The 22,723-nt window shown below is 69.8% G+C and carries 17 protein-coding genes; 10 read left to right on the top strand and 7 right to left on the bottom strand.

Features of this window, described 5'->3' with window-relative positions:
- The first annotated feature begins 4 nt into the window (after positions 1-4).
- From ACEQX1_RS19895 to ACEQX1_RS19875, 5 genes are all read left to right on the top strand, one after another.
- Positions 5-2,032 (top strand): alpha/beta hydrolase domain-containing protein, encoded by a 2,028-nt coding sequence (locus ACEQX1_RS19895; protein WP_370197496.1) that lies wholly within the window; start codon positions 5-7, stop codon positions 2,030-2,032.
- Positions 2,033-2,061: 29 nt separating this feature from the next.
- Positions 2,062-3,681 carry a gamma-glutamyltransferase gene (gene ggt / locus ACEQX1_RS19890; protein WP_370195655.1) on the top strand — a complete coding sequence of 540 codons (1,620 nt, stop codon included), beginning with the start codon at positions 2,062-2,064 and terminating at the stop codon, positions 3,679-3,681.
- 144 nt (positions 3,682-3,825) lie between these two features.
- On the top strand, positions 3,826-4,008 hold the full coding sequence (locus ACEQX1_RS19885; RefSeq protein ID WP_370195656.1) for a hypothetical protein: 183 nt from the start codon (positions 3,826-3,828) through the stop codon (positions 4,006-4,008).
- A gap of 147 nt (positions 4,009-4,155) precedes the next feature.
- Positions 4,156-4,941: an SDR family NAD(P)-dependent oxidoreductase gene (locus ACEQX1_RS19880; protein ID WP_370195657.1), complete on the top strand. Its 786-nt coding sequence runs from the start codon at positions 4,156-4,158 to the stop codon at positions 4,939-4,941.
- 10 nt (positions 4,942-4,951) lie between these two features.
- Positions 4,952-6,118: an amidohydrolase gene (locus ACEQX1_RS19875; protein WP_370195658.1), complete on the top strand. Its 1,167-nt coding sequence runs from the start codon at positions 4,952-4,954 to the stop codon at positions 6,116-6,118.
- A 43-nt stretch (positions 6,119-6,161) separates the two neighbouring features.
- On the opposite strand, the gene ACEQX1_RS19870 is transcribed toward ACEQX1_RS19875, so the two are convergent.
- On the bottom strand, positions 6,162-7,487 hold the full coding sequence (locus ACEQX1_RS19870) for an amidase (RefSeq protein ID WP_370197494.1): 1,326 nt from the start codon (positions 7,485-7,487) through the stop codon (positions 6,162-6,164).
- A gap of 131 nt (positions 7,488-7,618) precedes the next feature.
- On the bottom strand, positions 7,619-11,281 hold the full coding sequence (gene putA, locus ACEQX1_RS19865) for a bifunctional proline dehydrogenase/L-glutamate gamma-semialdehyde dehydrogenase PutA (RefSeq protein WP_370197492.1): 3,663 nt from the start codon (positions 11,279-11,281) through the stop codon (positions 7,619-7,621).
- 352 nt (positions 11,282-11,633) lie between these two features.
- On the opposite strand from putA, the gene ACEQX1_RS19860 reads away from it, so the two are divergent.
- Both ACEQX1_RS19860 and ACEQX1_RS19855 read left to right on the top strand, forming a co-directional pair.
- Complete coding sequence (locus tag ACEQX1_RS19860) at positions 11,634-12,752, top strand: molybdopterin-binding protein (RefSeq protein ID WP_370195661.1); 1,119 nt, start codon at positions 11,634-11,636, stop codon at positions 12,750-12,752.
- A complete protein-coding gene (locus tag ACEQX1_RS19855; RefSeq protein WP_370195662.1) occupies positions 12,749-14,710 on the top strand; it encodes a molybdopterin biosynthesis protein in 1,962 nt (653 codons plus the stop codon). Before ACEQX1_RS19860 ends, ACEQX1_RS19855 begins: the two co-directional genes overlap by 4 nt.
- A 2-nt stretch (positions 14,711-14,712) precedes the next feature.
- Here ACEQX1_RS19855 and mobA read toward each other — a convergent pair whose 3' ends face one another.
- Together mobA and ACEQX1_RS19845 are read right to left on the bottom strand one after the other, a co-directional pair.
- A complete protein-coding gene (gene mobA, locus ACEQX1_RS19850) occupies positions 14,713-15,342 on the bottom strand; it encodes a molybdenum cofactor guanylyltransferase MobA (RefSeq protein ID WP_370197490.1) in 630 nt (209 codons plus the stop codon).
- On the bottom strand, positions 15,332-16,225 hold the full coding sequence (locus tag ACEQX1_RS19845; RefSeq protein ID WP_370195664.1) for a formate dehydrogenase accessory sulfurtransferase FdhD: 894 nt from the start codon (positions 16,223-16,225) through the stop codon (positions 15,332-15,334). The genes mobA and ACEQX1_RS19845 overlap by 11 nt, the downstream gene beginning before the upstream one ends.
- Before the next feature lie 158 nt (positions 16,226-16,383).
- On the opposite strand from ACEQX1_RS19845, the gene glp reads away from it, so the two are divergent.
- On the top strand, positions 16,384-17,640 hold the full coding sequence (gene glp / locus ACEQX1_RS19840) for a gephyrin-like molybdotransferase Glp (protein WP_370197488.1): 1,257 nt from the start codon (positions 16,384-16,386) through the stop codon (positions 17,638-17,640).
- A gap of 73 nt (positions 17,641-17,713) precedes the next feature.
- Here the strand turns inward: glp and ACEQX1_RS19835 are convergent, their stop codons facing one another.
- A complete protein-coding gene (locus ACEQX1_RS19835) occupies positions 17,714-18,874 on the bottom strand; it encodes a P-loop NTPase (RefSeq protein WP_370197486.1) in 1,161 nt (386 codons plus the stop codon).
- Positions 18,875-18,994: 120 nt separating this feature from the next.
- Between ACEQX1_RS19835 and ACEQX1_RS19830 the strand changes: the two genes are divergently transcribed.
- Positions 18,995-19,285 (top strand): DUF3144 domain-containing protein, encoded by a 291-nt coding sequence (locus ACEQX1_RS19830; RefSeq protein WP_024350236.1) that lies wholly within the window; start codon positions 18,995-18,997, stop codon positions 19,283-19,285.
- Positions 19,286-19,297: 12 nt separating this feature from the next.
- Here ACEQX1_RS19830 and ACEQX1_RS19825 read toward each other — a convergent pair whose 3' ends face one another.
- A complete protein-coding gene (locus ACEQX1_RS19825; RefSeq protein ID WP_370193481.1) occupies positions 19,298-20,047 on the bottom strand; it encodes a DUF3306 domain-containing protein in 750 nt (249 codons plus the stop codon).
- On the bottom strand, positions 20,040-20,588 hold the full coding sequence (locus ACEQX1_RS19820) for a DUF3305 domain-containing protein (RefSeq protein WP_228239673.1): 549 nt from the start codon (positions 20,586-20,588) through the stop codon (positions 20,040-20,042). Before ACEQX1_RS19820 ends, ACEQX1_RS19825 begins: the two co-directional genes overlap by 8 nt.
- A gap of 89 nt (positions 20,589-20,677) precedes the next feature.
- Between ACEQX1_RS19820 and ACEQX1_RS19815 the strand changes: the two genes are divergently transcribed.
- Positions 20,678-22,720 carry a 4Fe-4S binding protein gene (locus ACEQX1_RS19815; RefSeq protein WP_370193480.1) on the top strand — a complete coding sequence of 681 codons (2,043 nt, stop codon included), beginning with the start codon at positions 20,678-20,680 and terminating at the stop codon, positions 22,718-22,720.
- The last annotated feature ends 3 nt before the right edge of the window (positions 22,721-22,723 follow it).

Below are 22,723 nucleotides of genomic sequence, written 5' to 3'. Positions count from 1 at the left end.
GCATATGGATTCCGAGATCGATTACCGGCTGGACGAGCGCTGCCTCTTCGCCGAGGGCGAGAGCTTCGGCGCCGCAGGTCCCTACGAGCGGTTGTCCGGCCGGGTGATCTTCCGGGTCGATCCCGCGGCCGAGGCCCAGCGCGTCGTGACCGATATCGGCCTTGCCCCCGTCGATGCCGAGGGCCGGGTGGTCTTCGAGGCCGATTTCTGCATCCTCAAGCCGGTCGATCTGTCGCGCGGCAATCGCCGGCTGTTCTTCGACTACGGCAATCGCGGCAACAAGCGCGCGCTGCAGTTCTTCAACGACGCCCCGTCCACCAACGACCCGCGCAGCCGCGCCGATGCCGGCAACGGCTTCCTGATGCGGCGCGGCTATTCGGTCGGCTGGCTCGCCTGGCAGGGCGATTTGTTGCCGGGCAATGGCCGCATGCTGCTCGACGCACCGGTGGCGAGCGAGAACGGCCGTCCGATCACCGGCCGGACCCGCTCGGAGTTCATCGCGGTGGAGCCCGGCACGCGGGTGTTCCCCCTGAGTTCGCTGGTCTCGACGCGCAGCTATCCCACCGTCTCGCTCGACACCCGCACCGCGCGGCTGACCCGCCGGCGCTACGCCCACAGCGTGCGCGAGGAGATCCCGGCCGATGCCTGGGCGTTTGCCCGCACCGAGCGCGGCGGCGGCGTCGACAATCAGGGCATGGAAGAGGCGATCATCGCCTCCGACAGCCATGTCTTCCTGCCGGACGGCTTCGAGACCGGATGGATCTACGAGATCGTCTACGAGGCCCGCGACCCGCTGGTTCTCGGCGTCGGCCATGTCGCCGTGCGCGACTTCGTCAGCTTCCTGAAGCACGGGGAGGCGACCGCCAGCGGGCAGGCCAATCCCCTGCGCGACAACGGCATCGGGGTCGAGAAGGCCTATGCCTGGGGCCGCTCCCAGACCGGGCGCTGCATCCGCGACTTCCTGTATCTCGGCTTCAACGCCGACGCGCAGAACCGCAAGGTCTTCGACGGCGTGATGCCGCATGTCGCCGGGGCCGGCAAGATGTGGATGAACCACCGTTTCGCCAATCTGGTGCTGCTGCCGGGCCAGGAACACGAGAACCATTTCTCGCCGGCCGATCGCTTTCCCTTCTCCTATGCGATGTCCACCGATCACTATTCGGGCTGCGAGGACGCGATCCTCAAGCGGCCGGACACCGATCCGCTGGTCATCCATACGGACACCGCCTGCGAATACTGGCACCGCCGGGCCTCGCTGGTGCACACCGACACCAAGGGCCGCGACTTAGCCCAGCCGGACAATGTCCGGGTGTATCTGTGGGCGAGCTCCCAGCACTACGCCTCGCCCCTCGTCACCGCGCCCGCCAAGGGGCTGGCGCAGGAATGCTTCAACGTCGTCGCCACCTCGATGCTGTTTCGCGCCGGGCTCGACAATCTCGACGCCTGGGCGAGCGAGGGCACGCCGCCACCGGCAAGCCGCATTCCGGCGCGCGCCGACGGCACGCTGGTCGCCGAGGACATGTGGCGGGCGGCGTTCCCGCATATTCCCGGCGTCGCCCTGCCGCGTGGCCCGAGCAAGCTGGAACGGCTCGACTTCGGACCCGACATCAATGCCGGGATGATCGCCAACGAGCCGCCGGAGATCCTGGCCGGCGAGTGCTACCCGGTGCAGGTGCCGGCCGTCGACGGCGATGGCAACGATCTGGCCGGCATCCGCGCGCCGATGGTCCAGGCGCCGCTCGGCACCTATACCGGCTGGAGCGTGCGTCGCCGCGACGTCGGCCATGGCGCCATGGTCGGCATCACCGGCAGCTATATCCCGTTTCCCGACAGTGAGGACGAACGCGGCCAGACGGGCGACCCCCGGCGCTCGGTCCTCGCCCGCTACGGCACGGCCGACGGCTATGTCGCGGCCATCCGCCAGGCCGCAGAGGCGCTCGTCGCCGACGGGCTGATGCTGCGCGAGGACGTCTCCCGCGCGGTTGCCGATGCCGGCGAATGGGGCCGGCCGCGCCACCTCGTGCGTCTCTGACCTTTCCGATCCCCGACAGGAGCAACAGCATGCAGTCTCAGGCGATGGTCGTCTGTCCGCAGCCCGAAGCGGCCGAATCCGGCATCGAGATGCTGGAGAGGGGCGGCAATGCCGTCGACGCGGCAATCGCCTGCGCGCTGGCCCAGACGGTCGTCGATCCGCTGATGTGCGGCATCGCCGGCTTCGGCAGTCTCGGCCTCTACATGCCGGGGAAGGGGCTGCACGAATATCTCGACTTCCATGCCCCGGCGCCGAAGGCCGCCCGCCCGGACATGTGGGAAGACCGCGTCGAAGGCGAGACGCGCGACGGCTTCGGCTTCGTCCTGAAGGACAGGGTCAACGATCTCGGCTATGGCGCGATCTGCGTTCCGGCCGCCCTGCGCGCCTATGAAGAGGTGCACCGGGCCCATGGCCGCCTGCCCTGGGAGACCATCCTGCAGCCGGCGATCGACTGGGCTGAGAACGGCTATTTCGTGCGCCCGGCCATGTACACCTTCTTCATGGAGGGCACCAAGATGGGCCGCGCGGCGACGGCCGAGCGCCTCGCCTTCAGCGCCACCGGGCGCGCGCTCTACTGCCGCCCCGACGGCACGCCGCTGACGGTCGGCGAGCCGATCCGCAATCCCGACTACGCCGCGACCCTGCGGCGGATCGCCGAACACGGCGCCGAGGATTTCTACACCGGCGAGATCGGCGCCAGCATCGCCGCCGACATGGCCGCCAACGGCGCGCTGCTGTCGGGTGACGATCTCAGCGACTATGCCCCGCAGCGCAACGCACCGCTGACCGCCAGCTATCGCGGCCGCCGCATCACCACCAACCAGCCGCCGGGCGGCGGCGTGATGCTGGTGGAGATGCTGAACATCCTGGAGAATTTTGACCTCGCCGCGCTCGGGCACAATTCGCCGGACTACATCCGCACCGTCTGCGAGGCGATGAAGCGCGCTACCATCGACAAGGACCGCCATGTCGGCGATCCCCGCTTCCTCAACGTGCCGCTGGGGCATCTGACCGACAAGGCCTATGCGCGCGAACTGGCCGGCGAGATCCGCGCCGGCGTGCGCGCCGAGGTGCCGCGGCTGCAGGCGCCGAACGCGGTGCCGGTCAACACGACCCATCTGTCGGTGGTCGACGGGGACGGCAATTGCGTCTCCATGACCCATTCGCTGGGCATGCCGTCGGGCGTCATCACCGACGGGCTGGGCTTTCTCTACAATGGCTGCATGGGCGTCTTCGACCCGCGCCCCGGCCGGGCCGGCAGCATCGCGCCCGGCAAGTCGCGCTTCAGTGCCATGTGCCCGACCATCGTCTTCGATGGGGACCGGCCCGAACTGGTGCTCGGGGCGCCAGGTGGCACCCAGATCGTCATGGGCGTCCTGCAGACCATCCTCAACGTCGTCGATTTCGGCATGTCCGTGGGCGAAGCCGTGGCCGCGCCGCGCTTTTCCTCGACCGGCAATCCCATCGACGTCTCCAATCGCATCCGGCGCTCCGTCGCCCGCGAACTGGAGAGCGAGGGCTACGAGGTGATCCGCAATCCCTACGGACACACGATTGGCTGGGTCCACGCCGTCGGTATTCGCCCCGACGGCACGCTGGAGGGCGCCGCCGATCCGGGCCGCGACGGAGTGGCCTACGGCCTTGGCTGAAGCCTTCGCCCGGGAGTTGTCGGAACCGGGGCCGGCTGCGGCCGGATGCCGCAGCGGCACGTGACATGACCAAACGGAGCATTTCTTCGGAACCGGCCGGCATGTGCCGCGTTGGCACACGAGTAACAAACGAAAGATCGTGACATGCTGGCATCCGAGATCGTGAGCGCTTTGGAGCGCGGCCACATCACCGAAGCAGAAGCGATCGAGCAGTCGCTCGTCGAGAGCATCGACAGTCTCTACGCCAAGGCCGGGCTCGAACACGAGGACGCCCGCTGGGGCTGCGATCGCGTCGAATGGCCCAAGCAGATGGCCCAGGGCCGCTAGGCGGCCTCTCTCACCCAACATTCCTGACCGCTGACGCCGCAAACCGCGCGCGGTGCGGGTTTCGGCCGGGCGGCGTCGCCAGCCCTCGCCATGGACGCGCCGCAACGGTATGTCTGCCTTGGAATTTTGATCCGGGGAGGGCAGAGCGTGCAGCATCAGGACAATGTCGCGTTGATCACGGGCGCGGGACGCGGCATCGGGCTGGCGACCGCCAGGCGGTTTCTGGCCGAAGGCTGGCAGGTCGCACTGCTCGACATCGACGGCGAGACGCTCAAGGCCGCGGTCGCGGAGATCGGCCAGCCGGACCGCACCCTCGCCGTGACCTGCGATGTCGCCGACCCCGATGAAGTGGCCGCCGCGCTCGACGCGGTGATCCAGCGCTTCGGCCGGCTCGACTCCCTCGTCAACAATGCCGGTATCGCCGTCTTCAAGCCGATGCTCGAGACCTCCTTCGAGGACTGGCAGCGCTCGCTGGCGGTCAATCTCGGCGGCCCGTTCCTGTGCACCCAGAAGGCCGCGCCGATCATGGCCGAGACCGGCGGCGGCAGTGTCGTCAACATCACCTCGATCTCCGGCATGCGCGCCTCGACGTTGCGCGTCGCCTACGGCACCAGCAAGGCCGGGCTGGCCCATCTGACCAAGCAGCAGGCGGTGGAGCTGGCGGGGCTCGGCATCCGCGTCAATGCGGTGGCGCCGGGGCCGGTCGACACGGCCATGGCCAAGGCGGTGCACAGCCCCGCCATCCGCGCCGACTACCACGACACGGTCCCGCTGAACCGCTACGGCCTCGAAGAGGAAATCGCCGAGGCGATCTTCTTCCTCTGCAGCGAACGGGCGAGCTACATCACCGGCCAGATCCTCGGCGTCGACGGCGGCTTCGGGGCGACGGGCATCGGCCTGCCGACCCTGCGCGGCAACGCCCGCAACAGCTGAGGGACGGGTGATGGAGAACGCCGCCGAGCGGCGCCTGTCCGCCGCCGATCTCGGCGTGCTGCGCGACCTGCGCCACGCGCTGCACCGGGAACCGGAGGTCTCCGGCGAGGAAGCCGAGACGGCGCGCCGGGTGGCCGCCTTCCTCGGCGAAACCAGGCCCGACAGGCTGGTGACGGGGCTGGGTGGCCACGGCGTCGCCGCGGTCTATGACAGCGGTCGGCCGGGGCCGACGCTGATGGTGCGTGCCGAGCTCGACGCCCTGCCGATCGAGCAGAAGTCGGACCGTGCCTGGCGCTCGATGCGGCCGGGAATTTCGCATCTTTGCGGCCATGACGGCCATATGGCGACGCTGGCCGGCGTTGCGCTGGCCCTTGGCCGGCAACGTCCCGGCCAAGGGCGCGCGGTCCTGCTGTTCCAGCCGGCCGAGGAAGACGGTAGCGGCGCGGCGGCAGTGCTGGCCGACCCGGCCTTCGACGCCATCGCGCCGGACATCGCCATCGCCCTGCACAACATGCCGGGCATCGCCCGCGGCCGGGCGGCGCTGATCGAGGGGCCGGCGAACTGTGCCTCTCGCAGCCTGCAGGTCACGCTGTCGGGCACCACGGCCCATGCCTCCTCGCCCGATCAGGGGCGCTCGCCGATGACCGCGCTCTGCGAGCTCATGCCCGGCTTGACGGCGCTCGGCCGCGGCGGCGCTCTCGACGCGGATTTTTCGCTGGTGACGATCACCCATGCGTCGATGGGCGAACGCGAAGCCGGCATCGCGCCGGCTTCGGCCGAGCTCTGGGCGACATTGCGGACCCTCACCGACGCCCGCATGGGCGATCTGGTCGCCCGCGCCGAGGCGCTGGTGCGGGGCGCTGCGGAGAGGTCCGGCCTCGGTGTCGCGATCCGCTACGACGACATCTTCGCCCATTGTGTCAATGACGGCCAGGCGACGGCCATCCTGCGCCGGGCGCTCGACGAGGAGGGCGTGCCCCACGACACCAGCCTTCTGCCCATGCGCGCCTCGGAGGATTTCGGACGGTTCGGCACGACGGCCCGTTCGGCGATGTTCCTGCTGGGATCGGGCGAAGACCATCCCGGCCTGCATACGCCGCAATACGACTTCCCGGACGAACTGATCGGGCTCGGCGCCCGCATCTTCCTGCGCGCCATCCGCAACGTTCTCGACTGAAGACGCGGCGACCGGGCGGAACGAACCGATCGCCGCGACGAATTCAGCGGTCGCCGACGATGGCCTCGACCTCTTCGGCCACGTCGAGCACATGCCAGTCGCGTCCGCCGGGTGCGAAGATCATCAGGCCGGTCGGCAACTCGCCGGAGCGGTGCATCGGCACCGTCGCGGCGCAGCCGTCGAGGAAGTTGATGGTCGACGGGTTGCGCAGGACCAGCGCGTTGAGCCGGTCGAAATCGTCCTCGACCTCTTCGATCAGCGGCGGCACGATGGGCACGGTCGGCGCGATGATCGCGTCGAAGCCATCGGCGAGATCGGCAAAGGCGACGATCGCCTCGGCGCGGGTCTGCCGGGCCGCGGCGGCCTCGCCGGAGCCGAAGCTCTCGGCGGCCCGGATGCGCTTGAGGACGCGGGGATCGCCGGCCGTCTCCAGCGCGTCGAGATAGCCGCGATGGATGGCGTGGGCTTCGCTGGCGACGAGGATGCGGTTCACCGCGCCCGCCTGGGCGATCTCGGCCAGTTCCACATCGACCAGTTCGATGCCTTCGTCGCGCAGCGCCTTGAGCGCGGCCTCGAAATCGGCCTTGACCTGCTTGTCCATGTCGTCGGTCAGGAGCGTGCGCATCACGCCGAGCCGCAGCGGCTTGTCGCCTGTGGACGGGGCCGGCCGGTCTTCGCCGGACAGCACCGCGTGGACCGCCGCGCAGGTGGCGATGTCGAGCGCCAGCGGGCCGACGCTGTCATAGGTGCCCGACAGCGGCGAGGCGCCGTCGAGCGGGACGGCCGCCTGGGTCGGCTTGAAACCGGCCAGCGCGTTGAAGGCGGCGGGGATGCGCACCGAACCGCCGGTGTCGGAGCCCAGCGCGAAATCGGCAATGCCGAAGGCCACCGCGATCGCGCCGCCCGAGGTCGAACCGCCCGGAATACGCTCGGCATCGTGGCTGTTGCCCGGCGTGCCGTAATGCGGGTTGAGGCCAACGCCGGAATAGGCGAATTCCGACATGTTGGTGCGCCCGCAGCCGATGGCCCCGGCGGCCCGCAGCCGCGCCACGGCGACGGCGTCGCGCGTTGCCGCAGCGTTGCCCGCGAAGTGGACGGAGCCGACGGTCGTGACCTCGCCCTCCTCGTCGAAGAGATCCTTGATCGCCACGAGAAGACCGGCCAGCGGCCCGGCGAGGCGCGCCGCGTCCCGGTCCAGCGCCTCGGCCTCGGCGACGATGCGCCCGGCGTCGAAGCGGGTGAAGATCCGGCCGGCGACATCCTCGTCGAGATCGAGGACCCGGCCGATGGCCTGGGACGCGCGATCGACAGCGCGGAAGGTCAGGCGCCCGGAGGCGCGGCGCAGGGGCGAAAACTGGTTCACGGGCATTTCCTCGTCTGACGGCCGAAGGCCGTTCCATGGCACCGGAGACTGCCTGTCGCCGACAGGGGGGGCGGGGCGTTCCGGGCAGATAGGGCGGCGGGCGACAGGGTGTCGCCGCGCCGGTTGCGTCGAAAGACCTATTCGGCAGCGGCGAGCAGGCTGGCATTGCCGCCGGCCGCCGTCGTGTCGATGCAGAGATGCCGTTCGACGACATAGCGGCTCGGGCCGATGATCGCCGTCTCCAGCGGAATGATCGCCCCGGCGCGGGCGGCCAGCGCGTTGCGCAGCGCGCGGGTCCAGTCCGAGCGTCCGGCGGCGGCGACCACGTTGATGCCGTCAAGATGTTCGAGGTCTCCCGGTGCCAGCGTGCCGTCGAACACGGCGAGCGGCGCACCGGCGGCGATCACCGGCCCGGCAAGGGCTTCGGCGCCGGGCGCCACGATGATCGCTGCACAGCCGGCGGACAGCGCCTGGACGGCCTGCGCCAGGGCGATCTCCGCCGTCGGGCCGAGACAGAGGACTGTGCCCCTCGGATAGAGGCTCAGCCGGTTGCTCTCGCCCGTCGGCCCCGGCAGGGTGAAGGGACCCGGATCGAAGGCCCCGACCGCCGAGCAGGCGCGGCGGATGATGCCGCCCTTGCCGGACAGCGCCCGGCGCAGCACCGACACGCGGTCGCCGCGGGCCGCCCAGTTGCGGGCGTCGAGCCTGGCGATGGCCTCGGCGACCGTCGCGGCAGGAATCGCCGGCGCTGCGGGGGCGGGCAGGTCCTCGGCGGGCTCGGTCCGGCGGAAGCGGGCAACGTAGAACGGCCCGCCGGCCTTCGGCCCGGTGCCCGACAGGCCTTCGCCGCCGAAGGGCTGCGAGCCGACGATGGCGCCGATCTGGTTGCGGTTCACATAGGTGTTGCCGACCTGGATACGCTCGACGATCTGCTGCACCCGGTCGTCGATTCGCGTGTGCAGGCCGAAGGTCAGGCCGTAGCCACGCGCATTGATGGCGTCGACGACGCCGTCGATCTCGCGGGCCTTGAAGGTCGCCACATGCAGCACCGGCCCGAACACTTCGCGTTCGAGGTCGTCGATGCCGCCGACGCTGACCACCGAGGGCGCGGCGTAGAGGCCGTCCTGCGGCACCGGCAGGGTCTTCAGTACCTGACCGGCGGCCTTGCGGCTTGCGATATAGCCGGTGATGTCGTCGCGGGCGTCGGCATCGATCACCGGCGACACGTCGGTGTCGATCCGCCAGGGATCGCCCACGAGGAGGGCGTCCATCGCCCCCTCCAGCATGTGCAGCAGCCGGTCGCGGGCGTCTTCCTGCACGTAGAGCATGCGCAGCGCCGAGCAGCGCTGGCCGGCGCTCTGGAACGAGGCGATCAAGATGTCGCGCACTGCCTGTTCGGTAAGGGCGGTGGAATCGACGATCATGGCGTTCAGCCCGCCGGTCTCGGCGATCAGCACCGCATCGGGGCCGGCATTGGCGGCCAGCGCCTTGTGGATGATCTGCGCCACTTCGGTGGAGCCGGTGAAGCAGACGCCGGCGATCCGCCTGTCGGAGGTCAGCGGGCCGCCGACATTCGGACCGTCGCCGGGCAGCAATTGCAGCGCTGCGGCGGGAAGGCCGGCCTCGCGCATCAGCTCGACCGCGCGGGTGGCGATCAGCGGCGTCTGCTCGGCCGGCTTGGCGAGGACCGCGTTGCCGGCGGCCAGCGCCGCTGCGATCTGGCCGGTGAAGATCGCCAGCGGGAAGTTCCACGGGCTGATGCAGACGAAGATGCCGCGCGGCGTGCCGGGCTCCTCGATCTCCAGCCGCTCGGCCTCGTCGGCGTAATAGCGCAGGAAATCCACCGCCTCGCGGATCTCGGCGATGCCGTCGGACAGCGTCTTGCCGGCCTCGCGGGTGGCGATCACGGTCAGCTCGGCGATGTTGGCTTCGTAGAGGTCGGCGATGGCGCGCAGGGTCGCGGCGCGCTCGGCCACGGGAACGGCCGACCAGGCGGCAAAGCCCGCCTCGGCGGCGGCGAGCGCCCGGTGGACGTCCTCGACGCACGCCTCATGCACCGTGCCAACCCGGCGGCCCGGATCGGCCGGCGAGGTGGCCGCGCGGCCTTCGCCGGAGACCGGAAGATCGTCGGCCAGCATCGGCCGGGCGGTCCAGACCGCGTCGGCAAAGGCCTGCCGGGCCTCGATCAGCGGGGTGATCGAGGCGGGTTCGTTGACCCGGAAGCCCTTCGAGTTCCGCCGTTCGGGTGCGAAGAGTTCGGCCGGGGTGCGGATGGTCGGATTGGCGATGGCCTCGCCCAATGCCTCGACCTCGGACAGCGGGTCGCGGGCAATGTCTTCCGGCGCGATGGCCTCGTTGACGATCTGGTTGACGAAGGAGCTGTTGGCGCCGTTCTCCAGGAGCCGCCGCACCAGATAGGCGAGAAGGTCGCGATGTGCCCCGACCGGCGCATAGATGCGGCAGCGCGTGTCGTTCTGGCGGTGGACGATGTCGTGCAGCGATTCGCCCATGCCGTGCAGGCGTTGGAATTCGAAGCTGTCGCGATCATTGCCGGCCATCTTCAGGATGGCGGCGCAGGTATGGGCGTTGTGGGTGGCGAATTGCGGGTAGATGCGGTCGCGCCGGTCGAGCAGCATCTGGGCGCAGGCCATGTAGCTGAGATCGGTGTTCACCTTGCGGGTGAAGACCGGGAAGGTATGGGTGCCCATCTCTTGGGCGAGCTTGATCTCGGTGTCCCAGTAGGCGCCCTTGACCAGCCGCACCATGATCCGCCGGTCGAGCCGGCGCGCCAGCGTGTCGAGATATTCGATGACCGGCACGGCGCGACGGCCATAGGCCTGGACGACGACGCCGAAGCCATCCCAGCCCTTCAGGCTCTCATCCGACAGCACCGCCTCGATGATGTCGAGCGACAGATCCAGCCGGTCCTGCTCCTCCGCGTCGATGTTGAAGCCGATATTGGCCTTCGCCGCCTGCCGGGCGAGTTCCAGCGCCCGCGGCACCAGCGTCGCCATCACCGTGTCGCGGTGGGTGGTCTCGTAGCGCGGATGCAGCGCCGACAGCTTGACCGAGATGCCGGGATTGGAGCGCACGTCGCCCTTGGCGGCTTTGGCGATGGAGGCGATCGCATCGGAATAGGATTTGAGGTAGCGCAGCGCGTCGGCCTCGGTCCGGGCGGCCTCGCCGAGCATGTCGTAGGAATAGGTATAGCCCTGGCGCTCACGCTCGCGGGCATTGCGCATGCCTTCCTCGATGGTCTGGCCGAGCACGAACTGCCGTCCCAGAAGCCGCATGGACTGGGCGACGGCGCGGCGCACGACCGGCTCGCCGACCCGGCGCACGAGACCGCGCAGGGCCGCGGCAGGGCGGCTCGGATCGTCGTCGAGGATCCGCCCGGTCAGCATCAGCGCCCAGGTCGAGGCATTGACCAGCGAGGAGGACGAGTGGCCGAGATGCGCGCCCCAGTCGGAGGGCTCGATCTTGTCCTGGATCAGTTCGTCGACGGTCTCGGCATCGGGCACGCGCAACAGCGCCTCGGCGAGGCACATCAGGCCGACGCCTTCCTCGGTGGACAGGCCGTATTCGGCGAGGAAGCTCTCCATCATGCTGGGCGAGGTCTCGCGGCGCACCCGCCGGACGATATCGGCGCCGGCGGCACTGATGGCGGCGCGGTCGGCCTCGCTCAGGCTGATCCGGGCGGCCAGATCCTTCACCACAATGGCCTCGTCCTCGCCGTAGCGCTGCCGCACGGCCTGACGGTCACCGGTGCCACGAAGGGCGGCGGTCGTTTCTGGAGTCATGCGTCACCTGGCTTGGCTGACAGACGCGCGCGCACCGAGTGCTGGGCAGCGGCGTGAATGGGTTTCGGACGAGACTGCACGACCGCCATAGCGGAAACAAGGGAGGGGCGCACCGCCTGTTGTGCAGTGCAAGATGCAGAGCCCCGCGCGGTTCTCGGGTTTGCCCGACCCGGCAAAGACGGTAATCTCGTCGCAGGCGGCGGCCGCCGCGACATGACAACGACGTGCCATATCCGATGATCTCCCTCCACACCCCGCCGCCGACGCGCGCCTGCACTCGCTTGCCCGCCGGCCAGCCGACAGGCCGTCGCGCGCGGGCCGGCCTGCGCGCAGCCTCCCGCGGTCACGGCGCATGACGGTTCATGGACCGGGCGGATCGCTGGCCGATGTCGAGACCGTCACGGCATGGCTGCTGGATGGCGTGGAGGCCGTTGCACCTGTCGACATGGCGCTTGCCGACGCGTCAGGGCTGATCGTGGCCAAGGCGGTGCCAGCGCCGCGCGCCGTGCCGGACCGCGACGAGGCGGCGCTGGATGGCTGGGCGCTGGCCTCCGCCGATCTCGTCGGCGCTTCGTCCTATGCGCCGGCGATGCTGGCCATGCCGCCGAGCCGGATCGCGGTCGGCGCGCCGATGCCGGAGGGCTGCGACTGCGTCGTGGACGCCGAATGGGTGGAGGTGGACGGCCCCTTCGCGCAGGTGACCTGCGAGGCCATACCCGGCGAGGGCGTGCGGCGCACCGGCGACGATATCGCCGCGGGTGCCGGCCTGTTGCTGCCGGGGCAGCGCATCTCGGCGTTCGATATCGCCTGTGCGCGGGCCCTCGGCCTTGCGAGCCTGCCGGTCCGCCGGCCGCGCCTGCGGCTCGTCGATCTCTCCTGCGACGGCGTCCGACTAACGGCCGACCTGATTGCCGCACGGGCGGTGGCGGCAGGGGCCGAGACGATGCGGGTGACGACCGAGCGCGACGCGGCGTCCATCGCCGCCGCCATGACGGGAGCGGCCGATCTGGTAATCGTCATCGGCGGTACCGGCGCCGGCCGCGACGACGCAACGCCTGCGGCGCTCACCCAAGCTGGCGCGCTTCACGCCCACGGGCTCGCGCTCCGCCCCGGGCGGACCGCAGCCGTTGGCCGGATCGGCCGGGTGCCGGTCGTGGCGCTGCCGGGACAGCCGGATCAGGCCATGGCCGTGTGGCTTGCGCTCGGGGAGACGCTGCTGGCGCGCCTTGCCGGTGCCCGTCCGCGGCCGACGGTTGCGCGCCGGCTGACCCACAAGATATCCTCGGCCATCGGCATGGTGGAACTCGCTCTCCTGAAACGCTCGGACGATGACTGGACGCCGCTCGCCTGCGGCGCCCTGCCGCTCGCCGAGATGGCCGCCGCCGATGCCTGGTGCCTCGTGCCGGCCTCCAGCGAAGGCCATGCCGCCGGCACCATGCTGTCCGGCTCACTCCTCCACGAGGTGCCATGACCACCGATCCCCGCAACGCGGCCGCCGAGACGGCGACGACGGGCCTCGACCAGCAGCAATTCTTGTCGATCCTGTCGCGGGAAGAGGCGTTGCAGCGCTTCGAGGCGGAGCTGTTTCCGCGGCCGCTGCCGTACGAGACCGTCGCGCTGGCGGACGCGCTGGGACGCGTCTCGGCGACCGACATCCTCTCGCCCATCGACGTGCCACCCTTCGACCGCGCGAATGTCGACGGCTTTGCCCTGCGTGCCGCGGATGTCGCGGCGAGCGGGCAGGGGCGGCCCGTGCGGCTTTCCCTGAATGCCGAAACACTGGCCTGCGGCGTCGCGCCGACCCTGCCGGTCGCGCCCGGCACGGCGACGCCGATCGCCACCGGCGGCGTCGTGCCGCGCGGCGCCGACGCGGTCGTGATGGTCGAGCATACCGAACCGGACGGCGACAGCGGCGTGGAGATCCGGCGTCCGGCGGCGCCGGGCCAGTTCGTCTCCCATGCCGGTTCGGACATGGCCGCCGGCGAATTGCTGCTGCGCGCCGGCACCGTGATGGGCTCGCGCGAGATCGGCATGCTGGCCGCCTGCGGCATCGCCGAGATCGCGGTGACACGCCGGGTCCGCGTGGCGGTGCTGTCGACCGGCGACGAACTGGTGCAGCCGGGCGAGCGGCTCGGGCCGGCCTCGGTCTACGACACCAATGGTGCGATCGTCGCGGCGGCGATCAGCGAGAATGGCGGGGAGGTGGCGCGTCTCGGCGCCTTTCCCGACGACGAGGCCGGGCTCGAGGCCGTGCTGCGGGCAGCGCTTGCGGACAATGACATGGTGGTCCTGTCGGGCGGCACCTCCAAGGGCGCCGGCGATGTCAGCCACCGCATCATCGATCGCCTCGGCGCGCCGGGCATTGTCGCCCACGGCGTGGCGCTGAAGCCGGGCAAACCCCTGTGCCTCGCCGTCTGCGACGGCAAGCCGGTGGTCATCCTGCCGGGGTTTCCGACCTCGGCGATGTTCACCTTCCACGACATGGTCGCGCCGGTCCTGCGCCGCATGGGCGGCCTGCTGCCGCGGACCGAGACGCAGGTGACGGCGCGTGTCCCGCTGCGTATAGCTTCCGAACTCGGCCGCACCGAATTCGCCATGGTGTCGCTGGTCCAGGGCGAGGGCGAGCTGATCGCCTATCCCACCGGCAAGGGCTCGGGTGCGATCACCTCCTTCACCCAGGCCGACGGCTTCCTGCGCATCGAGGCGCTGGCCGATCATCTGCCGGCCGGGACCGAGGCGTCCGTCACCCTGTTCACCCCGTCGCTGCGCATCCCCGATCTCGTCATCATCGGCAGCCATTGCACCGGGCTCGATCGGGTGCTGGCGCCGCTGGCAGACGAGGGGCGGGCGGTGCGTACGCTCGCGGTGGGCAGTCTGGGCGGGCTCGCCGCGGCCAAGCGCGGCGAATGCGACCTGGCGCCGATCCATCTCTTCGACCCGCGCACCGACAGCTACAACGCGCCCTTCCTCACCGAGGGGCTGGAACTCGTGCCCGGCTGGCGGCGCATGCAGGGCATCGTCTTCCGGGACGGCGATCCGCGTTTTGCCGGCCGCTCGGCAGAGGATGCGGTCGCGGCGGCGCTGGCCGATCCGGAGTGCCTGATGGTCAACCGCAACCAGGGCGCCGGCACGCGCATCCTGATCGACCGGCTGCTGGGCACAGCCCGGCCGGATGGTTACTGGAACCAGCCGAAATCCCACAATGCGGTCGCTGCGGCCGTAGCGCAGGGCCGGGCGGACTGGGGCGTGACCATCGCGCCGGTGGCGAAAGCGGCCGGTCTCGGCTTTCTGCCGCTGGCCGAGGAATCCTACGATTTCGCTCTGGTGACGGCGCGGCGGGACCGGCCCGCGGTGCAGGCGTTTCTTGCCGCGCTCGCCTCGCCGGCGGTGCGGGACGCGCTGGAGGAAGCCGGCTTCCGGCCGGCCTGAGCTCAGTCGGCGATCTGCCGCGCCAGCGCCTCGGCGTCGGCGAGATCTTCGACCGTATTGGCATTGAAGAACGGGTCGACCGGTTCGGCCGGCCAGGAGACGGTCGCCAGCCGGTAGCGCGCGGTCCAGCGGTCGATCTTGCGCAGTTCCTCGCCGACCAGCGCCTCGCGAAGGGCGCCGCGCAGGGTGACCTTCCACAGGCCGATGGGCGGATGGGTGCGCTCGCTCGACGCGGCGACCGCAAGGTCGGCGGCCTCGGTATCGCGCGCTGCACTGAGCCGCGCCACCAGATCGCGCGGCAGGAACGGGCAGTCGCCGGCGACGCTGACGACCCACGCCGCATCGGGCCGGTGTTCCGCCGTCCAGTCGAGCGCCGCGAGGATGCCGGCGAGGGGGCCGGGATGGCCCTCGACATTGTCCGGCACCACCGGCAGGTCGAAGCCGGAGAACCGCTCCGGATCGCCATTGGCGTTGAGGATCACCCCGTCGCATTGCGGCGCGAAGCGGTCGATCACATGGGCGAGGATCGGTCGGCCGGCGATGGTCCGCATCGGCTTATCGCCGCCGCCCATGCGCCGGGCAAGGCCACCTGCGAGGATCACGCCGACCGGCGCGGCATTGTCAGTTGTCATGGTCTGCGCCCTTGCGTCTGTTGCGCTTCGGTTCATCGTCCACCGTCGCGAGATCCTGGTCGAAGACGATGCGCTCGGCGCCCGACAACGCCACGAAGCGCTTGCCCTTGGCCCGGCCGATCAGCGTCAGCCCGACCTGCCGCGCCAGCGCCACGCCCCAGGCGGTGAAGCCCGACCGCGACACCAGGATGGGAATGCCCATCCGCACGGTCTTGATGGTCATTTCCGAGGTCAGGCGGCCGGTCGTGTAGAGGATCTTGTCGGCCGGATCGACCCCGTGGCGGAACATCCAGCCGGCGATCTTGTCGACCGCGTTGTGGCGGCCGACATCCTCCATGTAGCAGAGCGGCCGGCCCTTCACGCAGAGGACGCAGCCATGGATGGCGCCGGCTTCCAGATAGAGCGACGGGGTGGTGTTGATCGTTTTCGCCAGTTCGTAGAGCCAGGACGTGTGCAGGCTGGCGGCCGGCAGTTCGATCTCGTCCAGCGCTTCCATCAGGTCGCCGAAGGCGGTGCCCTGCGCGCAGCCCGAGGTCAGGGTCCGCTTCTTCAGCTTCTCCTCGTAATTGGTGCCGCGCTCGGTGCGCACCACCACGACCTCGAGATCGTCGTCATAATCGACGCCGGTGACGACATCGTCGGGCTTCAGCATGTTCTGGTTGAGGAGATAGCCGAGCGCCAGATATTCCGGATAGTCGTTGATCGTCATCATCGTGACGATCTCCTGGGCGTTGAGATAGAGCGTCAGCGCCCGCTCGACCGGCACCGAGACGGCCACCTGCGCTCCGGTTTGGTCGAGGCCGGTGACGCGCTCGGTCAGGCGCGGATTGCCGGGCTCCGGCATGATGGTCGCAACGGTCGGCCGATCGTCGGTGTCTGACATGGGGGTCCTGTCGATAGGCTGGTGCATGGGGCGGCGCTTCCGATGGTGTGCGGGCGTCCGGCGTGTCGTGCAAGGGTAGAATGTGATCCGGCGCTCATATAGGGACCGGACCGGTCGCGCGGTCACCGCGGCGAACGATGCGATGAACGGGTGCGGGGATGGCGCAACTTTCGGACGATTGCTTCGCATTCGGCGGGTCGATGATGACCGTCGACGAGACCGTGGCGCTGATCACCGCCCGGTTGCAGCCGCTGGCCGGCATCGAGGCCGTGCCGCTGGCCGAGGCCGATGGCCGCATCCTCGCCGCCGATCTCGTCGCGCCGATGCCGCTGCCGCCCTTCGCCAACTCCGCCGTCGACGGCTACGCCATCCGCAGCGCCGATCTGCCGCAGGAGAACGAGCGTCGCTTTTCCGTCTCTGGCCGCGTCCAGGCCGGCTCGCGTTCCAATGAGGACGTCCCGCCCGGCGAGGCCGCGCGCATCTTCACCGGCGCGCCGATGCCGGGCGGCGCCGATACCGTCTTCATGCAGGAGGATGTGCGCGTCGAGCCCGACGGGGCGGTGCTGCTGCCTGCCGGCCTGAAGCCGGGGGCCAACATGCGGCCGGCGGGCGAGGATGTCGCGACAGGCGCCATCGTGCTGCGCTCGGGGCGCCGGTTGCGGCCGCAGGACATCGCCATGGCCGCGGCGCTGGGGCAGGTGGAGCTGACGGTTCGCCGTCCGGTGCGGGTGGCGATCTTCTCCACCGGCAACGAGATCGTCGCGCCGGGCGCCGAACGCGCTTCGTCGCAGCTCTTCGATTCCAACCGCTTCATGCTGATGGCGATGCTGCGACGCCTCGGCTGCGCGGTCTCTGACCTCAACATCCTGCCGGATGACCGCGACGCGATCGCGGCGACCTTGCGCGCGGCGGCGAGGGACCACGATCTGGTCCTGACCTCGGGCGGCGTCTCGACCGGCGAGGCGGATTTCGTCAAGGACGCGGTCGAGGGCACGGGCCGGATGGTGTTCTGGCGCATCGCCATCAAGCCGGGCCGTCCGGTGGCGATGGGGGTGATCGACGGCACGCCGCTGATCGGCCTGCCGGGCAATCCGGTGGCGAGCTTCGTGACCTTCGCCCATGTCGCCCGACCGGCGATCCTGGCGCTGGCCGGGGCGGAGCCCGAAGCCACGGTGGCGACGCCGGTGCGGGCGGCCTTCGCCTACAGGAAGAAGCTCGGCCGGCGCGAATATGTCCGCGCGAGCCTCTGCCGCGCTGCCGACGGCACGCTGGAGGTGCAGAAGTTCCCGCGCGAGGGGGCGGGCCTCCTGTCGTCGCTGGTCGACACCGACGGTTTGGTCGAACTGGGCGAGGACGTCGTCGCCGTCGCGCCGGGCGATACGGTCGGCTTCATCCCCTATGCCAGCCTGTTCTGAGACGGCAAAGATCGCAGGATCGACGGCGGCCCGGAGCGCTGATCACCGGGCTGCCGCTTGCTGAACGGGCCGCCTATTCGAAGACGATTGACGGCGCGCTGACCATCCGGCGCTCCTCGCCGACCCGTTCCCAGGCGGTCCGGGCGATCTCCCGATAGGTCTTCGCGTGCACGCTGTCCGGCTCGGACATGACGATGGGCGTGCCACCGTCCGAGGTCGAGCGGATCTGCATGTCCAGCGGCACTTCGCCGAGGAAGGGCACGCCGATGCGCTCGGCTTCCTTGCGGGCGCCGCCATGGCCGAAGATGTCGTGCCGCCCGCCGCAATCGGGGCAGACGAAATAGCTCATGTTCTCGACGATGCCGAGGATCGGCACGTCCACCTTGCGGAACATGGCAAGACCCTTGCGCGCATCGATCAGCGCCAGGTCCTGCGGCGTCGAGACGATGACCGCGCCGGCCAGCGGCACGTTCTGCGCCATGGTGAGCTGGGCGTCGCCGGTGCCCGGCGGCATGTCGACGACGAGCACGTCGAGTTCGCCCCATTCGACCTCGCGCAGCATCTGCGTCAGCGCCGAGATGACCATCGGCCCGCGCCAGATCATCGGGGTTTCCTCGTCGACGAGGAAACCCATCGACATGACCTTCAGGCCGTAGCCTTCCATCGGCCGGATGATCCGGCCCGAGACGTTCTGCGGACGGCCGGAGATGTGCAGGAGGCGCGGCATGGACGGGCCGTAGATGTCGGCGTCCATGATGCCGACCTTCAGGCCGTTCGCCTGCAGGCCGAGGGCGAGATTGACAGAGGTGGTGGACTTGCCGACGCCGCCCTTGCCCGAGGCGACTGCGATGATTGCGCCGATGCCCGGCACGCCGGCCTTCTCGGGCGCCTTGGGAGGCTGCGGTGCGCGCGCAGCCATCGGCGGCGGCACGGCGGCGGCCTGCGCCGGGCTCGGTGCGGGCCGTACCGGACGAGCCGAGGATTTGGTCGCTTCGGCGGTCAGCGCGACGGTCGCCTTCTCGACGCCCGGAACGCCGGACGCGGCCTTCTCGGCGGCGGCGCGCAGCGGCTCCAGCTCTTCCGCCCGGTCGGCCGGAATGGTCAGGGAGAAGAACACCTTGCCGTCGGCGACGAAGATGTCGGAGACCAGCCCGAGATCGACGATGTTGCCGGTGAGATCCGGTCCCTTCACCCGCTTGAGCTGCTCCAGGATGTCTGCCTTGTCGATTGCCAAAGGGTCTCTCGCTGCTATGAATTGGGTCCCGCGTCTCTTACGGCAAATGCCGCTCCTGGCCAATCGCGATCCCGGAGCGGATCGGCGCGGACCTCACAGCGCGAACGGAGGCCCGACGACTTGGAATCCCAGGGGAACCGCAAGCAGCGCCGCGCCGCAGGCACGCCGCCGACGCTCGATCCGGACGCCTTCCTGAAGCTGGCGGACCGCTTCATCGACGTGGCCAACCGCGCCAACCAGAAGGTTCTGGCGACCGACATCCACATGGCGTTTCTCTACGCGGCGGCCCGCTACAACGCCTTCGTCGGCAACAAGGTGCGGGAAGTGGAAGATCACGAGGTCTATATCGAAGAGATGGCGGCCACCTACAAGGAGATGCTCCGCAATCATCTGGCCGATCCGAATCTCTGATTCGCCGTCGGACTAACCCTGCAGGCGCTGGCGGATCGACACGCGCCGCGCTGGAGGCTGTGGCGCTGCCGGGCTCTCGACCGGCTCGGGCTCCGGCACGGAAGCCGGGGCAACGGCGATCGGCACGCCCGTCTCCTCCGTGATCAGGGGCTCGTCGTCGGCAGTCTGCGGGCCCGCTTCGGCGACGGCGGTCGGCGGCGCGGCCGCCAAGTCTTCGGCCACGGCGGCGTCTTCAGGCGCATCTGCCGCACTGTCCGCGACTGCGCCCGCTTCGTCCTGATCCTCCGCCTCGGCCGACACGGCATCCGCTTCGGGCTCCGGCCGTGTCAGGCGGCCGGTCGCCTGCTGGGTGCTCTGCTCCTCGGTGCTCAGAAAGCCGCGTCCGAGCTGCCACAGCGAGGTGTAGCGATTGTGGGCGGGATTGCGGAAATCCTCGTCGTAATCGTTCAGCCCGTCGAGATTGGCGAAGACCGGATTGGACCGCCACAGCTTGCGCAGCGCCTTGCGGCGCAGGAGCTCCGGCACGCCGCGCTTCATGAACAGGCCGAAATCGTCGCCGGCCTTCATGGAATCGATGTCGACCGTTTCCGCCGCCAGCCGGTTCTGTTCGAGCTCCTCGGCCTCGCGAGCAACGGCCTCGGGATCGACGACGTCGGGCGTCTGCGCCTCCGCCGCCTCGGCGGCTTCGGCCGCCTCGACCTCGCGCTTGCGGCGCGACCAGCGCGACAGGAAGCTGTCGTTTTCGCCCGTGCCATCAGCCATCGAGATTGCCTCCGGCCGGCTTCTCGCGCTGCAGGAAGATCGGGTCCTTGCCGAATTTGTGGTCCTCTAGATCCAGCTTGTCGCGCCGGCGCTTCTTGAATTCCTCCTCCTGGTGATAGCGGTTCACGAAGTCCTTGAGCGTCTCGGTAATGTCCGGCGGCATCGGGACGCGCTCGACGATATCCTCGCCGCTGTCGTCGTAATCCTGCGCGAGATAGGGCGAGGCGGTGACGCTGTGGACGAACCACGGCAGCGGGTGGCCGTCCTCCGAGGGGGAGCGGCGCAGCACGATGAACAGCGCCGGCACCTGGCTGTTGAAATTGTGCACATACGCCTCGGTATCGGCCGCATGGCAGGTGAGCGCATGCACGCCCATGAAATAGCGCGTCCGCTCGTCGTCGCTGAGCATCACGTCGCCGGTGGTCAGGCCGCCGGATGCCGGGGCGATTCCCACCGGGATCCAGTACTCCTTCGCCCAGCGCGAGACGGATCGGCGCCGCTCGGCCAGAACACCCAGCATGATCGTCAGTTCACGGGCCAAATTGGCGCACCTTTCGCAGTCCGCGAGCTCGTTTTTCACCCGCCATAAACAGCGTAACGTGTTATTCCTCATCGACAAAGGGAGAAGTCATGAGCGCGACGAGCCAACGGATTCTGGTCTGCAACTGCGAGAAGACCATGCAGGTGGACGGCAGGGCGATCGGCCGTGCCCTCGGTGGCGTGGACCTGCCGGTTCACACGCATCTGTGCCGCAGCCAGATCGGCACCTTCGAGGGCGCCATGGAGGGCGACGCGCCCGTGGTCGTGGCCTGTACCCAGGAGAGCCCGCTCTTCGCCGAGATCGCCGAGGAGAAGGGCCGCGAGGTTTCCGCCTTCGTCAACATTCGCGAAATGGCCGGATGGACCGCCGACAAGGCGTCGATCGCGCCGAAGATGGCGGCGCTGATCGGCGCGGCCTCGCTGCCGGTGGCCCCGGCCCGCCTTCGCGCCATCGAGAGCGACGGGCTGTGCCTGGTGACCGGCCGGGGGCAGGCGGCGCTGGACGCCGCGGCGCTGCTCAACCGCACGCTGTCGGTCACGCTGCTCTTGACCGATGCCGACGACATCCTGCTGCCCGAAGTGCTCGACTTCCCGGTCTTCCGCGGCCGGGTGGTCTCGGCCACCGGCACGCTCGGCGGTTTCGACATCGTCGTCGACGGTTACGCCGCCATGCTGCCGTCGTCGCGCGGCGAGCCTCAATTCGCGCTGCCGCGCAACGGCGCCAAATCGTCCTGCAGCGTCCTCTTCGACATGAGCGGCAACGCGCCGCTCTTCGCCCGCCCGACCGGTCGCGACGGCTATTTCCGCGCCGATCCCGCCGATCCGGCGGCGGTCATGCGGAGCGTCTTCGACGCCAGCGGCTACGAGGGCGAGTTCGAAAAGCCGATCTATGTCAGCTACGACGCGTCGATCTGCGCCCATGAGCGGTCGAAGAAGACCGGCTGCACCAAGTGCATCGACAATTGCCCGCCCGGCGCGATCTCGCCCGACGGCGACAACATCCTGATCGACACGGCGATCTGCGGCGGCTGCGGCAATTGCGCCGCCCATTGCCCGACCGGCGCGGTCTCCTACGACTATCCGGCCCGTGCCCAGTCGATCGAGCGGGTGCAGACGCTGGCCCGCACCTATCTGGCTGCCGGCGGCGAGGCGCCCGTGCTGATGTTGCATGAGCGCGAGCATGGCGCGTCGCTGATCAACGCCATGGCGCGCTTTGGCCGCGGCCTGCCGGCCAATGTCATTCCGGTGGAAATGCATTCGACGACGGCGCTCGGCCACGACCTGATTGTCGCGGCGCTGGCCGCCGGCTTCCGCTCGCTGGTGGTCCTGGCCGATCCGCGCAAATCGGGAGAGTTGCACGCGCTGCACGAGGAAATCGCGCTGACCGAGGCGCTGCTCGCCGGGCTCGGCCATGCGCCCGACCGGGTGCGGATCATCGCCGAGCGCGACCCGGAAATCGTCGAGGCGCTGCTCTACGACCGGCAGGAAGCTGCCGAGATCGCCCGCACGGCGTTCGCGCCCGTCGGCGGCAAGCGCGAGGTGGCGCGCGCCGGCATCGCCATCGCCGCGGCCGCCGGTTCAGGCCCGGCCGACGATCTGATCCGCCTGCCGGCCTCGGCGCCCTACGGCAATATTCTCGTCGACAAGGAACGCTGCACGCTCTGCATGGCCTGCGTCTCGGCCTGTCCAGCCGACGCCCTGCGCGACACGCCAGGCAAGCCCGAACTGCGCTTCGTGGAAGCGGCCTGCGTCCAGTGCGGCATCTGTGCCGCGACCTGTCCGGAAACCGCGATCACGCTCGATGCGCGCTACAATCTGGCGCCGACCGTGATGCAGCCGGTGACGCTGAACGAGGACGAGCCGGCCGAATGCACCTGCTGCGGCAAGCCCTTCGCCGCGCGCGGCATGCTCGACCGGGTCAGGGAAACGCTCGGCGGCAAGCACTGGATGTTCCAGACCGAGGAACGGGTGGCGCTTCTGAGCATGTGCGAGAGCTGCCGGCTGGAAGCCCTGGCGGCCGACGGCGGCGACCCCTTCGCCATCGCCCAGCGGCCCAAGGTCCGCACCACCGACGACTATCTGGAAGCCGGCCGGCGCGGCCTGTCCGTTGACGACTTCCTGACGACCGATTGAGGA

Origin of the sequence: Aurantimonas sp. (assembly GCF_964217435.1) — a bacterium.
Taxonomy (GTDB): domain Bacteria; phylum Pseudomonadota; class Alphaproteobacteria; order Rhizobiales; family Rhizobiaceae; genus Aurantimonas; species Aurantimonas coralicida.
The sequence above is the reverse complement of the archived record's forward strand: the minus strand, read 5'-3'. Positions and strand labels throughout refer to the sequence as shown.

Excerpts from the sequence above, each read along its gene's own strand:
- ACEQX1_RS19895 (WP_370197496.1), top strand. The coding sequence starts at position 5 with ATGGATTCCGAGATCGATTACCGGCTGGACGAGCGCTGCCTCTTCGCC.
- ggt (WP_370195655.1), top strand. The coding sequence starts at position 2,062 with ATGCAGTCTCAGGCGATGGTCGTCTGTCCGCAGCCCGAAGCGGCCGAA.
- ACEQX1_RS19885 (WP_370195656.1), top strand. The coding sequence starts at position 3,826 with ATGCTGGCATCCGAGATCGTGAGCGCTTTGGAGCGCGGCCACATCACC.
- ACEQX1_RS19875 (WP_370195658.1), top strand. The coding sequence starts at position 4,952 with ATGGAGAACGCCGCCGAGCGGCGCCTGTCCGCCGCCGATCTCGGCGTG.
- ACEQX1_RS19870 (WP_370197494.1), bottom strand. The coding sequence starts at position 7,487 with ATGCCCGTGAACCAGTTTTCGCCCCTGCGCCGCGCCTCCGGGCGCCTG.
- putA (WP_370197492.1), bottom strand. The coding sequence starts at position 11,281 with ATGACTCCAGAAACGACCGCCGCCCTTCGTGGCACCGGTGACCGTCAG.
- ACEQX1_RS19860 (WP_370195661.1), top strand. The coding sequence starts at position 11,634 with ATGACGGTTCATGGACCGGGCGGATCGCTGGCCGATGTCGAGACCGTC.
- ACEQX1_RS19855 (WP_370195662.1), top strand. The coding sequence starts at position 12,749 with ATGACCACCGATCCCCGCAACGCGGCCGCCGAGACGGCGACGACGGGC.
- mobA (WP_370197490.1), bottom strand. The coding sequence starts at position 15,342 with ATGACAACTGACAATGCCGCGCCGGTCGGCGTGATCCTCGCAGGTGGC.
- ACEQX1_RS19845 (WP_370195664.1), bottom strand. The coding sequence starts at position 16,225 with ATGTCAGACACCGACGATCGGCCGACCGTTGCGACCATCATGCCGGAG.
- glp (WP_370197488.1), top strand. The coding sequence starts at position 16,384 with ATGGCGCAACTTTCGGACGATTGCTTCGCATTCGGCGGGTCGATGATG.
- ACEQX1_RS19825 (WP_370193481.1), bottom strand. The coding sequence starts at position 20,047 with ATGGCTGATGGCACGGGCGAAAACGACAGCTTCCTGTCGCGCTGGTCG.
- ACEQX1_RS19815 (WP_370193480.1), top strand. The coding sequence starts at position 20,678 with ATGAGCGCGACGAGCCAACGGATTCTGGTCTGCAACTGCGAGAAGACC.